Consider the following 13,064-nt stretch of genomic DNA (forward strand, 5'->3'; position numbering starts at 1 on the left):
CTAAGCAGCGACACGCTACTAGCCGCCTGCGATCAGGCGCTGCGCGGCGATCCTGGCTCCGTCGACGCGCACCTCGGCGGCGACGGCTCCGGCCCTGGCGACTACCTCGGGCCGGAGCACCTGCCCGAGCGCCGTCGCCAGGGTGTCCTCGGTCGGGACGCTCGGCGCGTGCGCCGCGCCGATCCCGAGATCGGCGACCCGCCGCGCCCAGTAGGGCTGGTCGTACATCTGGGGCACGAGGACCTGGGGTGCGCCTGCCCGGCCCGCCGTTGCCGTGGTGCCGGCCCCGCCGTGGTGCACGACGGCGGCGACCCGGGTGAACAGCTCCCGCTGGTTGACCTCGCCGACGGACAGCCAGTCCGGTTCGTCGTCCACCGGCGCGAGGTCGGCCCACCCCCTGGCCACGATCGCGCGCCGGCCGTGCGCGCGGGCCGACGCGATCATCGCCCTGCCGAGGTCCTCCGACGCGCGCATGCTGCCGAAGCCGAAGTACACGGGCGGTTCGCCTGCCGCGAGGAACGCCTCAAGCTCGGCGGAAAGCGGGCGCTCGTCCGGATAGATCCAGGCGCCCGTCTGGAACACCGTCGGGTCGGCGGAGCCGGGCCACGGCCCCAACACCGGGTCGGCGGCCAGCCAGGGCCGATCGGTGAACAGGTGTCCGCGCACGTCGGTGACCGGGGCGAGGCCGGCGGCCGCCCGGTGCGAGTTGAGCGCGCCGCCCCACAGCTCGTTCCAGCGCCGCGCGTCGTCGGCCCACTTCGCGCGGTCGTCGGCCGTCTCGTCGGTCGGCAGCCCCATCGAGGGCGGCGCGTGGTGCGGGGACGGCAGCGTGACCGGGCAGAAGCTCGCGTAGACGTACGGGATCCCCGAACGCTCGGCGACGGAGCGGGCACCGACCATCAGGGCGCCGCCGCCGACGATGGCGTCGCAGTCCTTCACCGCAGCCCCGATCCGCTCGAACTGGGTGGCGACCGTGCCCTGGATCAGCGCAAGCCGCTGCTCCAGCGTGAACTCGGCGACTCGCTGGCCGCCCGCCTTCGCGGTCTGGCGCACCTCGGGACCGATGGGCACGACGTCGAACCCGAGGCCGCCGACCCAGTCGGTGAAGTCGGGCGGCACGCACAGCCGGACCTCCTGGCCGAGGGCCCGCAGCTCGGACGCCAGCCCGACCATCGGCTGAACCTCGCCCCGCGACCCGATCGTGGACAGCAGTACACGCATCTGGAACTCCCCCGCACGAATGCCTCGACGCCGTCGACCGACCGCGTGGTGAACGCGCGCCGGCAACCTGCTCCGTTTTCGCTGGCCGGTTCGGCGCTAGGCACGATTCTGGGGCTGCTACGGGGTCTTGCCACAAGTCCCCCCATCGGTTATACGTTCCAATGGGAGGAACGGCGCGAGGGTCTGGGCGCCCGCTCCTAACCGGTGAGTTGCGCGGTGGACGGCGTGCCGCCAGGGGCCGTGGTCCCCGCAGGTCCGTGCGCCGAACTGCTGGTGCTGGGGTTCGGGCGCCGTGAGCCGGTTCCGGTCGGCTCGGTCCTCGGCGTGGTGAGTCCGCTCGTCGTCCACGGCCGGGTGGGCGGTGTGGTCCGCTGCGGCCCGGGGTCCGAGGTCACCGTGGGGTCCGACGTCACGGCGGGGTGGTTCACGTTGGCCGGGCCGATCTGCTGCGGTGCGTGGCCCGGTGCCAGCAGCATCACCAGCACTGCGACGGCGCCCGTGGTCAGGCTCGTGCCGGCGACGGCCAACTGGCGGCGGCGTCTGCGCACCCGGTGGCCGCGCTGGACGATGTCCTCGGCCCGCAGCCCGGACGGCAGCGGCTGGCGCGCGTGGAGTTGGTCGAACGTCGATCTCAGCTCGTCCTCGTGCACGTCGTCACGCTCCTTCCTGGTCGAGCGGGATCCGTTCGGGGTAGCGGTCGCCGAGCCGTTGCCGCAGGGTCGCCAGTCCCTTGGCGCTCTGGCTCTTCACCGTGCCGGGCGAGCACTTCAGCGCCGCCGCGGTGTCCTCGACGCTGAGGTCGTTCCAGTAGCGCAGCACCAGCACCGCGCGCTGCTTCGGCGCGACGGCGGACAGCGCCTGCCAGAGCACCAGCCGGTCCTCCGGCTGCGCGTCGCCGAGGCCGGGCTCCGGCGGCGAGTCGGTGAGGTGTTCGCGCTTGCGCCACAGGCGTCTTCGGTCGGCGAGGAAGGTGCGCACGACGACGCGGCGCGTGTAGGCGTCCAGCCCCGGTCCCCTGCTCAACCGGTGCCAGGCCAGGTACAGCTTGAGGAACGCGGCCTGAGTCAGGTCCTCGGCCTCGTGCCAGTCGCCGCACAGCAGATACGCGGTGAAGCGCACCGAGTCCACCCGCCGGTCGAAGTAGTCGCTGAAGTCCGCGTCCTGTCCCGCCTGGCGGATGGACGAGTCCGACACCGTGCTGTCGCCTCCGGTCGATGGGGTCGCGGCAGGCCGCCGTGCCGGACCAGTGTGCACCGGTCCGGCACGGCGGCCCTCGGCCTGGATCCGCACTCGATCAGTGCCCGGCAGACGCCTCGTCGGTGGTCGGCACCCTCGGCGTGGTGCTCGGCGCCCCGGTCGTGGGGTAAGGGGTGGCGGGGTAGGAGGTCGTGCTGATCGGGTGGCTCGTCGACGGGTAGGGCGTGGTCGGGATGCCCGTGGTGGGGAACCTGGGGGAGGTCTGGGTGGACGGCATCGGCCGCGTCGACCCGGTGACCGGACCCGGGCTGGTGCTCGCCCGTCCCGTGGTGGTGCTCGGGGTGCCGGGCGGGGTGGTCGTCTGGCCGTCCGTGGTGTGCACCTCGGTCGGCGTCGCCGGCCTGTCCCCGCTCGCCGAGGCGAGGGCGGGCACCGCGATGCCGACCGCCGCAACCACGACTGCACCGGCCGCGAGCACCAGTCGAGTACGCAAGTGGATCTCCTTGGGTCGTGGTGTCGCGCGGCTCGGCGACACCTGCACCCGTATCCATGCTTCGAGCGTTCGGCGCGGTTGTATGACGGCGGTCACACCGTCTGCGGAGCCTCCAGGATCGCGCGCATGCCGTCGGTCAGCGTGCGGGTCCCGTCGCGCCCGACGGCCAGCGCCTCGTAGCCGGCCAGCTCGTGCACCCACGCGACACCCGTTGCGCCCCTTGCGAAGGCGGCGGTGGCGAACACGTCCGCCCACAGCAGCGACGGCCCGACGACGGTGATCGACCGCAGCTCCGTGGCCGGCGCGCCGGTCGAGGGCAGCAGGATGTGCTCGCCGCGGTGCGCGGTGCCGGAGGTGGCGATGCCGCCGGTGGCCAGCGGCACGACGGCGAGCACTCCCCCGGTCTGCGGGTCCTCGATGCCGACCCGCCACGGCTGCCCGCTGCGGCTGCCCAACGCCAGGTCGCCGCCCGCGTTGACGTAGTAGTCGCCTGGCCAGTCCTCGGCGAGGGCGGCCACCGCGCGTTCCACCGCCCAGCCCTTGACCAGGCCGGTCGGGTCCAGCCGCAGCGCGCCGTCGCCGGTCGGCAGCAGCGCGTCGAACCAGCCCTCGGTCAGCTCCCGCGCGGTGTCGCACAGCGCGAGCACCTCGGTGACCTGCTGGTCGCAGTCGGACAGGTCGCGCAGCCCGTCGGCGAGCTGGCTGATCTGGCTGTCGGCGCGGTGCGTGCTGAAGATCCGGTCGACCCGGCGCAGCTCGTCGAAGACCCGCTCGACCGCCTCGGGGCGTTCGCCTGGCACCTGCGGCCCGCGCAGGTGCACGCTGATCGGCATGCCCATGATCTGTTCGACCCAGGCCCCGCGCGATTCGGTCATGTCCGTCACTTCCCCACCTTGTCCAGCGCCGCCTGCAACGAGGTGGCGTAGCCGTCGCTGGTCACCGTCGCGCCAGACACCGCGTCGATCTTCGCGCTCTGCGCCTGCAACGTCTCCTGTACCAGGATCGGCACTGCGTAGGAGTTGATCTCCTGGTCGCGGCCGTTCCCGTCGGGCACCCGCAACGCGCGGACGCCGGTGATCTTTCCGCCCTGCACCGTCACCTCGACCTGGACAACGCCCCACCTGGTGTCGGCGGCCGAGCCCTGCACCGTGCCGGAACCGGCCGTGCCGACCGAGGTGGGCGGCGTGGCCGAGCCGCCCGCGGTGGAGTCCGCCGAGGTCCCGCCGCCCGAACCGGTGCCGGCGATGGCCGCCGGTGGCGTGCGGGCCGAGCCGCCGAGGCTGGTGCGGTAGCTGAACAACAGGACCAGCGCGGCGATGGTGCCGACGACGGCGATGGTGATCCGACGCATGGACCCCTCCCTGAGAATCGTTGCTACCACGCGAACTCCTCGGCGTGGATCCGCTCGGCCGGCACGCCGCAGCGGCGCAGCGAGTCGCGGACGGCGGACATGAACCGGGGTGGGCCGCAGAGAAACGCGTCGTGCTCGGCGATCTCCGGCACGAGCCTGCGCAGCGCCTCGGCCCCGTCGGTCGCGGCGAACCCCACCGGCAGCCAGGAGTCCTTGGCACGGTTGCCTTCCAGGTAGATCAGCCGAAGGCCCCGGTTGGCCACGAACCAGTCGAGCTCGCGGGCGAACACCGCGTCCCGCCGGTGCCGCACCCGGTAGAGCAGCGTCAGTTCTCCCGGCGCGAACGGCAGTTCCTCCAGCAGGCCGCGCACGGCGGTGATGCCGACCCCGGCGGCGACCAGCAGCACCTGTCGGCTGGTGCGCCGTGCCGAGGTGACGGCGCCGTACGGGCCCTCGACCAGCACTCTGGTGCCCGGGGCGAGGCCGGCGACGCGGGCGCTGCCGTCGCCGAGGTCCTTCACGGTGATGCGCAGCGAGTCCCCGCCGGGGGCGGCGGACAGCGAGTAGGGGTGCGCCCGCGACCAGCCGGGGCCGTCCAGGAAGCGCCACAGGAAGAACTGGCCAGCCCGCACCGGCAGCCTGCCGAGCGCGCGGCCGCCGAGGTGTACCGAGACGACGTCCGGCGACTCCCGCACGACCGAGGTGACCCGCAGCCGGTGCCGGTGGGACCGCCACAGCGGCAGGCCGATCCGGTACACCAGCACCGCGAGCAGGGCCAGGGCGTAGAGCGTCCACCAGTAGACGGTGGCGACCGGGGACGCGGTGAAGTCGGTGCCGGTCCACAGCTGGTGCGGCAGCGCGAGCCCGACGCCGAGGTAGGCGTAGAGGTGGATCAGGTGCCAGGACTCGTAGCGCAGCCGCCGCCGGGCCGCGCGGATGGACAGCCCGACGACCACGACGAGGGCGACCGTGCCCGCCGTGGCGAGCAGCATGCCCGGGTACTCGGTGACCAGCTGCCAGAGTTGGTCGAGCAGCGGCACGCGCGCGGCCTCGGCGTAGCCGATGGTGATCAACACCACATGGGCGACCATCAGCCAGAACGAGGTGAACCCGACCAGCCGGTGCCGCCTGGCCAGCGCGTCCTGCCCGAACACCCGCTCGACCAACGGGATCCGCGCCATCAGCAGCACCTGGATCAGCAGCAGGTCGGCTGCGACGAGCCCGGTGAGGCGGCCGAGCGAGTTGAGCACCCCGGCCGCATCGGTCATGGCCTGGAAGCCGCGGTTCGCGACCCACAGCCCGACCACGATGACCATGGTCAGCCACGCGGCGGCCAGCGCGGCCTCGCCCCACCACGGCCGAACGGGCGCGCCGCGCCTGGCGTGCGGGTAGGTCGCCGTCGTGGTCATGGTTCCACTGTCGACGAGCATTCTTAGACGATTCTGGGTCCCACCTGGGAACGAGCTGTCAATCCGCCGGGCGGACGACGATCTCCACTGCCCTGGCCCGCTCCGCGGCGTCGTCGAGCACCGACCGGCGCGGCTCGGGCACGTCGAGCACCCGTGGCTCCGCGAGCGCCAGCACGCCGGCGAGGCGGCGGTCGGCGCGCAGCGCGTCCAGCGCCTGGCGGTCGCCGCCGAGCACCACCGCGTCCAGCTCGCCAAGGCGCGGCGCGAGGACCCGCACGGCGTCCTCGGCGGCGGCCTGGAGCGCCTGCCGCGCCTGGCCCTCCCTGCGGCGGGCGAAGCGCTGCTGCGACCAGCCGCCCGCCTTGTTGCGGCCGTGCACCTGCCGCCGGTCGGTGCTGGACACCTCGATCCTGCCGTCGTGCACGACGCCGACGCTGTGGCCGCCGAGGCGGACCAGCAGCAGGCCGATCCGGCGCGGCGCGAGCACATGGCGGAGCAGCGGCTCGATGGCGAGGCCGGGCGCCTCGTGCGGTTCGTCCCCCAGCGGCTCCCCAACGAGCCCGCCGAACGGGACGGCCACCTCCGCCACGGCGCCGTCTTCCGCGGTCACCACGACCCGGTCAGCGGCCAGCACGGTGTGCCGCACGCCCCCGTGCCCCGCGCCGAAGCGCTCGAACCAGCCGGCGAGCCGTTCAGGCGCGACCTCGACGGCCCGCCCACCGCCCGCGACGATCCTGGTCCGACTCACGACGTGCTCATCTTGGCGTGCTCATCTGGGCGCGACCGCGACCCACACGGGCAGCGGGTGCCCCGACTCGGCGGGCGCGAGCCGCTGCACCGCGACGAAGCCCGCGTCGGCCAGCAGGTCGGCGACCTGTTCGGCGGTCAGCACCCGGTGCCTGGTCGACACGGCGGTGGCCACCTCCCAGGTGCCCCGGCCGCGCACCAGCTGGACGACCTCGAGGCCGTAGGAGTCGCCGTCGGAGTCCCAGTCCCACAGCTGCACGGTGACCTGCCGCTGTTCGCCTCGGCCGGACACCCTCGGCGGCGGCGCGGTCGGCCGCAGCCTGCGCAGCCGCTCCAGCTCCGGCACGGCGGCCACCAGCAGGCCGCCGGGGCGCAGCGCGGCCCTGGCCAGCCGCAGCGCGCGGTCGAGGGCGTTCTCGTGGGCGAGGCGGGGCAGCAGGTCGTCGCCGGCGCGCACGACGTCGACCTCGGTCCGCGGCACGCCCTCCAGCACGTCGAGCAGGTCGACGACCTGGTGCGCGCCCGGCCCGAGCACAGCTCTGGCGACGTCGCCGAGCACGTCCTCCGGCTCACGCGGCGCGGGAACGACCTCCTGCGCTGCCACCTCGTACGCACGTCCCTGACCGGTCACCGGCCACACAGTAGGGCCACGGAGCGCATGCGGGCGAACCGCCGGCGTGACCGAATCGAGGCTGATGGTGGCTCCACACGGGGGTCGGGTGCCACCATCAACGTCACCAACATCGCGTTTCCGACACCGGGCCGGGCAGTCCAGTGCACCCGGTGCCTCGTGTTAGAGGCTATTGACCAGTTCCGATGAGAAGAAGCCAGAACAATCACCACTTGACAGATGACGAACAGCACGATGCACTGCTACGGCAATTGGCCCACGCATTGACTCCATTCGGACCTGGTTCGATGGATTCGACGCCAAGTAGGGTCACTGACGCGTGACTAAATGACAGCGGGGAGTCACCATGACGAACGCTGCCGGTCAGCCGACCTTGTCCGTCTCGGACAGCGACGCCACGGGCCAGGGCGGCCTGGCCCAGCTCCTGGTCACCGGGCCGTTCCCGGAGGCCCTGCGAGCGGCGATCAAGGCGAGCCGACTGAGCCTGGACCGTATCCAGCACCGGCTCGCGCTTCGCGGTGTCACGATCAGCGTCGCGACGCTCAGCTACTGGCAGTCCGGTCGTCGCAGACCGGAGCGTCCCGAGTCCCTTGAGGCGTTGCGGCACCTGGAGACCGTGCTGAGCGTGCCGCAGGCCGGGCTGTCCGCCCTGCTCGGTCCGCCGAGACCGCGCGGCCGCCGGTGCCGGCCGACGACCATGATGCCGATCGACGCGCTGTGGGCGCGCCGCGAGCGGGTGGCCGGGCTGTTGGCGAAGGTCGACACCAGCTCGGACAGCCGGATCGGCCGGATCAGCCAGCACGACCGGATCGAGATCGGCGCGGACGGCGGGCAGCGATCCACCACGGTGCAACAGATCCTGCGCGCCGAGCAGGACGGGCCGGACCGCTGGGTGCTGGTGTTCGACTCGGAGTCGGACACGCTGCCGGTGCTGGACGGGCTGCGCAACTGCCACCTCGGCAGGACCGTGGTGGACCCCGAGGCCAAGCTGATGGTCGCCGAGCTGATGTTCGAGCGACCGCTGGCCAGGGGCGAGACGCTGATCATGGAGTACCAGCTGGTCACCCCGGATCCGCCGTACCCGGCAGGCGGCAACTGCTACTGCCGCAAGTTCCGGCTGCCGGTGCGGGAGTACGTGATCGAGGTGCGGTTCGACCCGTCGATGCTGCCGTCGCGGGTCCAGCAGTACAGCGTGCCGGCAGGCGACGAGGGGCCGTCCCGGCGGCGCAACCTCGGCCTCGACCCGTCCGGCGGGGTGCACGCCGTCGCGCTCGGCTTCGGGCCTGGCGTGTTCGGCGTCCGCTGGGACTGGCCGAAACACTAGCGCGACGCACTAGGCTTGCCGAAGTACCGGGCTCGCCCGAGCGGTTCACGCTTTCGGCCCCGGAATACCGCGCTTCCTCGCGGTATTCCGGGGCCGAAACGATTCAGCGTCCCGGGTCAGCCGGCGACATATCCGGTGAGGCGCAGCGAAACGGCGCGAATTGAACCGGTGTCACCGGCGGCCGCGTCGACCACCTTGATGGTCCAGTTTCCGTCGGCCGGTTGGCCGACCAATGCGCCGAGCGGCTTTGCCGGCCGCCATTTCCCGGTGAACGGCGCGAGCGACGAGGTGACCGACGAGAACGGCGTGCCGGCGCTGTCGTCGAACACCGCCTGGCACACGTTGTGGCCGCTCGACCCGTTGCGCTGGAACAGCACGGCGGTCTGCCCGGACGGCGAGGTCACCGTGCCGACCAGGTCACCGACCCAGGTGTGGTCGATGCCGACCGTGGTGGACTGCGCGGTCGTGCTGCACACGGTGCCGTCGACCGACACCGACACGCCCGACGCCCTGCCGAGGTTGCTGACCGGCACCGTGACGGTGGCGCCGGTCGGGTCGTTGTCCGGGATCGCGACCGCCGCGCCCGCGTAGGCGAACGTCTTCACGTCCGTCGACGGCTTGCCGACCGGGAAGTCGAACGACCCGGTCTTGGGCGACAACGACCCGGCGAAGGACACCTTGGCGACCAGCTGCACCGGCGCGCCGAGTTCCTGGCTGGCCGGCACCGTGATGGTGAAGGTGTTCACGCCGGTCTGCCCCGGCTCGATGGTGCCGTAGCCCTTGGACCTCGGCGCGATGGTGACGCCGGGGGTCGGGCTGCTCAGCACCACGCTGGTGGACACGGCGGTGCCGTCGCCGCCGTTGTGCACCGGCAGCGACACCGTCGCGGTGCTGCCGGGCAGCAGGTACGGGCTGCCGCTGTTGTCGGTCACGGTCGGCCGCTGCGGGAGCGCCAGCGGCTGCGGGCTCGCGCCGGTGTAGGCCAGCACGTCGGTCGCCAGCAGGACACCGGCCCCCGCGCGGCCGGGGTCGCCGAGCGGGATCGCGGTCTTGGTCAGCGCGTCGCGGACGTCGGCCGGGGACAGCCCCGGGTTGCCGGACAGCACCAGGCCCGCGATGGCCGCCGCGTGCGGCGCGGCCGCGGAGGTGCCGAAGAACGGGCTGAAGCCCGGCACGTTGCTCTGCGTGCCGTCGGCGGCGGTGAGGTCGGGCTTCTGGCGCACCTGGCCGCCGCTGGCGGAGACGTTGCCCGGGGTCAGCGGGGTGCCGTCGGCGTTGAAGAACACGCGCCTCGGGCCGTCGGAGGAGAACCGCTCCAGCTGGGTGTTCGCGCCGAAGCGGCCGGGGTATGGGCCGGTCGGGTTCGGCGGGTCGCCCGGTTCGAGCGAGAACGGCAGCGGGCCCGCCGCCGGGGCGGCGGCGACGCTGAACGCGTCCTTGGCCGCGGAGTGTCCGCGCGTGACGCCGGGGGTGGCGTACTTCTTGAGCCCGTCGGTGGAGTCGGCGAACCGGCCGCGCAGCACGTCGAGCGACAGGTAGCGGTTGTCGCCCTTGAACTTCACCACGGCCAGCCGGAGGCCGGCGTCGAAGGTGGTGTTCAGCCGCTCGTACGGGTCCTGGGTGCCGTCCTGGATGTTCTGGCTGAACGCGACGACGGTGCCGGCCGAGTTCAGCAGGTACAGGTCGTAGTCGTTGCCGGAGGCCCCGAGCGGGTCGGACCAGAACAGCGTGACGGGCTTGTTGGCCGACCCGGCCGAGAGTGGGTCGTAGATCTGCGTGCCCGCGCTGCCGGCGAAGTTGTGCGCGGTGCCGGCGAACTTGCCGACGCCCTTGCCGGAGTCGACGAAGTCGCCCTCCCAGTGGCCGGAGGTGCCTGCGCCGACGCTGCCCTCGTTGCCGGCCGAGGAGAAGTAGAGCGCGCCGGCGGCGGTGACGTCGTTGACCGCCTTGGCGATCAGGCCGTCCTGGAACGGGGACTCGTTGAAGTACAGGACGTCGTCGACGATGACGTCGCAGCGCGACTGGGTGCGCAGCGCGCGGATGTTGTCCGCGAAGCTGGCGTCGCCGTTGAACGCGGTGGCGAAGCCGAGGGAAGCGCCCGGCGCGAGGTCGTGCAGGATCTGGAGCATCGCGGTGCCCTCGTCGCCGCTGCCCTCCTGGGTGGGCAGCACGTCGACGGCCGGCAGCACGCCGCCGCTCTGCATCGCGGCGAGCGAGTCGACGCCGTCGGACAGCGCGCACAGCTTCACGCCGACGCCGGTGACGTGGAAGTTCTGCCGCGCGTCGGCAGCCGCGTGCGCCTGGTCGCCCTCGCTGGTCAGCTTGGTGATCGCCTGCTTGGCCATGGCGGAGATCCTGGCGGCCTTGGCCTCCTTGGACTCCGGCTTGGCCGGTGGGGCCTTCGGGTCGGTCACGCGTTCGGTCCAGGCCTCGCTGGCGGTCTCGACACGGCGGACGTCGCCTCGGCCGGCGAGCTGTTCGACCGAGGCGAGCGGCACCTCGGCGCGCACGGTCCGGTTGGCCGGCGAGACGGCGCGGATCCCGCCGCCAGCCTTGCGGATCGCGCCGACGAGGTCGTCGGAGACCTTGTCCGCGCGGATGTCCACGAGCACGGTTCCCTTGTCCGACACCGCGACGCCGGTGTGCAGGCCGGGCAGGGACGAGTTCAGCGCGCGGTCCGAGCGGGTCTTGCGCTCGACCGTCAGCACACTGTCCACTTTGGAGTCAGCTTTGGACTGGGACTGCTTGATCTTCTGTAACGCGGCGATCTGGCGTGCGGCGGTGTCCGAGAACTCGGCGCCGGAGCCCGCCTTCTTTGGCGGGTCGGCTGAGGCGGGAGTGGCCGCGCCGAGCGCGGCGAGCAGACAGGCGGCTCCGGCGGCGAGCAGCATCGTGGTGCGAGATGGTCGGTCCGACAAAGGCACAGCGGGCACAAGCGCCTCCAGCGAGATCCATGCGTGCCCCGACACACGCTCCGGCAAACCGGATCAATCCGGTCCTCGCGTTAACGTAGGGTGCTTGATCAGCAGCGCACAGCAGCCTTTCGGATGACACCCACACCAGTGGTGGCGCTACAGACTGTTATTCAGAGGACGAATGCGTCCGTCCACAGCTGACCGGTTCGGCCGGACAGCGCATCAAGGAGCCCGGCCGCCTGGATGTCGGTGAGCGAGGCGACGAAGTCGACCACCGCGCGGCCCCTGGCCAGCGAGCGCAGCGCGTCGGGCCCGCTCGGTGCCTCACCGGTCGCGCCGACCAACGCAGCAGGCGCGAACGCGGCCAGCCACCGGTATTCCGACTCGGCCAGCTCGACCAGGTCGTGCAGCCGCCTCGGCAGCCGGTCCGCCTCCAGCCGATCGGTGAGCCACTGGTCCAGCGCCTCGACCAACGCGGTCAGCAGCCGGGCCTGGCCGCGCTGGTGCAGCGCAAGATCGGGCCGCAGCAACACGAACCTGCGGTGCACGAACTTCAGCACCTGCACCTCGTGCCACTGCTGGACGGCCAGCACGACATGCCCCGACCGGGTGGTCGGCTCCTCCAGGATGTCCACGCCGGCCACCAGCCGCCCGGTCCAGCGCGCCGAGAACCCGGCCACGGTCTGCTCGGCCTCCACCGACCCGTCGAACGGCACGGCCAGCAGGCCGTCCACCAGCTCCGCGCGGACCCTGGCCACGGCGGCGGCGAACGCGTCGTCGTCCACCGCCCAGGAGTCCTTGGCGTGCAGCCTGCGGCGCAGCGCCTCCAGCGAGCGCCCCGGCTTGCGGGCCTGCGCGGCCAGCTCAGCGGGGTCGAGTTCCGCGAACTCCAGCGCCCTGGCCTGCCAGGTGCCCAGCTCCGTCGCGACGGTGGCGTGCTGGAGGACGCCGACCCGGTGGAAGTCCTCCAGATCGTGGATGGCGTAGGCGATGTCGTCGGCGGTGTCCATCACGGACGCCTCGACGGTCTGCTGCCAGCCGTCCACGCGACCGGCGAACGCGGCCCTCGCCTGGGTCAGATCGTCCAACTCCGTGACATAGGCGGAGAACTTCGCCGAGCCGGCGCCCGGCCACTCCGTCTGCTCGGCCGCCCCGCGCGGCGGCCTGGCCATCCCGCTCGGGTGCGGCTGCGGGTGCGACAGCCGGGTCCACGGGTACTTGAGCATCGCGGCGCGCACCGCGACGGTGAGGTCGAGGCCGACGGCGGCTGGCCCGCGCACGTCCGTGGTCGTCACGATCCGGAACGACTGCGCGTTGCCCTCGAAGCCGTCCGGCAGGCCGAAGCGGTTCCGCGCGATCCGGTCGAGCACCTGCTCGCCGAGGTGCCCGAACGGCGGGTGCCCGAGGTCGTGCGCGAGCCCGGCGGCCTCGACCACGTCAGGGTCGCAGCCGCCGAGCTTGTCCAGCACACCGGTCAGCTCGGGGCGGGCGCGCAGCCGCTCGGCGATCGCCCTGGCCGCCTGCGCGACCTTCAGGCTGTGCGTCAAACGGTTGTGCAGCAACAGTCCCGAGCCGGTCGGGCTGACCACCTGGGTGACGCCGGCCAGCCTGGCGAAGAACGGCGAGCTGGCCACCCGGTCCCGGTCCACCCGGAACGGGCTGCCAGCCAGATCGCCAGGGGTCGACGCCCCGGCCGTTCCGCCGGAGCGCCGCACCGCCCGTGGATCAATCGGCCGCTCGTCCGTTCCGCCGCTGGTCATGGCGAGACGGTAGCTG

At 72.7% G+C, this 13,064-nt stretch carries 12 protein-coding genes; 1 reads left to right on the forward strand and 11 read right to left on the reverse strand.

The window, feature by feature from the left end; all coding sequences use genetic code 11:
- Window positions 1-18 precede the first annotated feature (18 nt).
- The 9 genes from F0L68_RS15535 to F0L68_RS15575 form a co-directional block, all read right to left on the reverse strand.
- Window positions 19-1,221 carry a glycosyltransferase gene (locus F0L68_RS15535; RefSeq protein WP_149850285.1) on the reverse strand — a complete coding sequence of 401 codons (1,203 nt, stop codon included), beginning with the start codon at window positions 1,219-1,221 and terminating at the stop codon, window positions 19-21.
- Window positions 1,222-1,418: 197 nt separating this feature from the next.
- Window positions 1,419-1,871 carry a hypothetical protein gene (locus F0L68_RS15540; RefSeq protein WP_149850286.1) on the reverse strand — a complete coding sequence of 151 codons (453 nt, stop codon included), beginning with the start codon at window positions 1,869-1,871 and terminating at the stop codon, window positions 1,419-1,421.
- Window positions 1,872-1,875: 4 nt separating this feature from the next.
- Window positions 1,876-2,415, reverse strand: coding sequence for a SigE family RNA polymerase sigma factor (locus F0L68_RS15545; RefSeq protein WP_149850287.1), 540 nt, complete (start codon window positions 2,413-2,415; stop codon window positions 1,876-1,878).
- 100 nt (window positions 2,416-2,515) lie between these two features.
- Entirely contained in the window at window positions 2,516-2,911 is a 396-nt protein-coding gene (locus F0L68_RS15550) for a hypothetical protein (protein ID WP_149850288.1), read from the reverse strand.
- Between the two features lie 92 nt (window positions 2,912-3,003).
- Window positions 3,004-3,786 (reverse strand): FAD:protein FMN transferase, encoded by a 783-nt coding sequence (locus F0L68_RS15555; protein WP_149850350.1) that lies wholly within the window; start codon window positions 3,784-3,786, stop codon window positions 3,004-3,006.
- 5 nt (window positions 3,787-3,791) lie between these two features.
- The gene (locus F0L68_RS15560) at window positions 3,792-4,262 is read right to left on the reverse strand and encodes an FMN-binding protein (RefSeq protein WP_149850289.1); all 471 of its coding nucleotides are present in this window, start codon (window positions 4,260-4,262) and stop codon (window positions 3,792-3,794) included.
- 23 nt (window positions 4,263-4,285) lie between these two features.
- On the reverse strand, window positions 4,286-5,671 hold the full coding sequence (locus tag F0L68_RS15565; RefSeq protein WP_149850290.1) for a ferredoxin reductase family protein: 1,386 nt from the start codon (window positions 5,669-5,671) through the stop codon (window positions 4,286-4,288).
- 58 nt (window positions 5,672-5,729) lie between these two features.
- Window positions 5,730-6,419: an acVLRF1 family peptidyl-tRNA hydrolase gene (locus tag F0L68_RS15570; protein ID WP_149850291.1), complete on the reverse strand. Its 690-nt coding sequence runs from the start codon at window positions 6,417-6,419 to the stop codon at window positions 5,730-5,732.
- A gap of 21 nt (window positions 6,420-6,440) precedes the next feature.
- On the reverse strand, window positions 6,441-7,049 hold the full coding sequence (locus F0L68_RS15575) for a hypothetical protein (RefSeq protein WP_223198822.1): 609 nt from the start codon (window positions 7,047-7,049) through the stop codon (window positions 6,441-6,443).
- A gap of 346 nt (window positions 7,050-7,395) precedes the next feature.
- Between F0L68_RS15575 and F0L68_RS15580 the strand changes: the two genes are divergently transcribed.
- Window positions 7,396-8,373 carry a hypothetical protein gene (locus F0L68_RS15580; protein ID WP_149850292.1) on the forward strand — a complete coding sequence of 326 codons (978 nt, stop codon included), beginning with the start codon at window positions 7,396-7,398 and terminating at the stop codon, window positions 8,371-8,373.
- Between the two features lie 116 nt (window positions 8,374-8,489).
- On the opposite strand, the gene F0L68_RS15585 is transcribed toward F0L68_RS15580, so the two are convergent.
- Together F0L68_RS15585 and F0L68_RS15590 are read right to left on the reverse strand one after the other, a co-directional pair.
- Window positions 8,490-11,306 carry a S8 family serine peptidase gene (locus F0L68_RS15585; RefSeq protein WP_497856679.1) on the reverse strand — a complete coding sequence of 939 codons (2,817 nt, stop codon included), beginning with the start codon at window positions 11,304-11,306 and terminating at the stop codon, window positions 8,490-8,492.
- A gap of 152 nt (window positions 11,307-11,458) precedes the next feature.
- Window positions 11,459-13,048 (reverse strand): deoxyguanosinetriphosphate triphosphohydrolase family protein, encoded by a 1,590-nt coding sequence (locus F0L68_RS15590; protein WP_149850293.1) that lies wholly within the window; start codon window positions 13,046-13,048, stop codon window positions 11,459-11,461.
- Window positions 13,049-13,064 lie beyond the last annotated feature (16 nt).

The sequence above is a fragment of the Solihabitans fulvus genome (genome assembly GCF_008386585.1).
Lineage (GTDB): Bacteria > Actinomycetota > Actinomycetes > Mycobacteriales > Pseudonocardiaceae > Solihabitans > Solihabitans fulvus.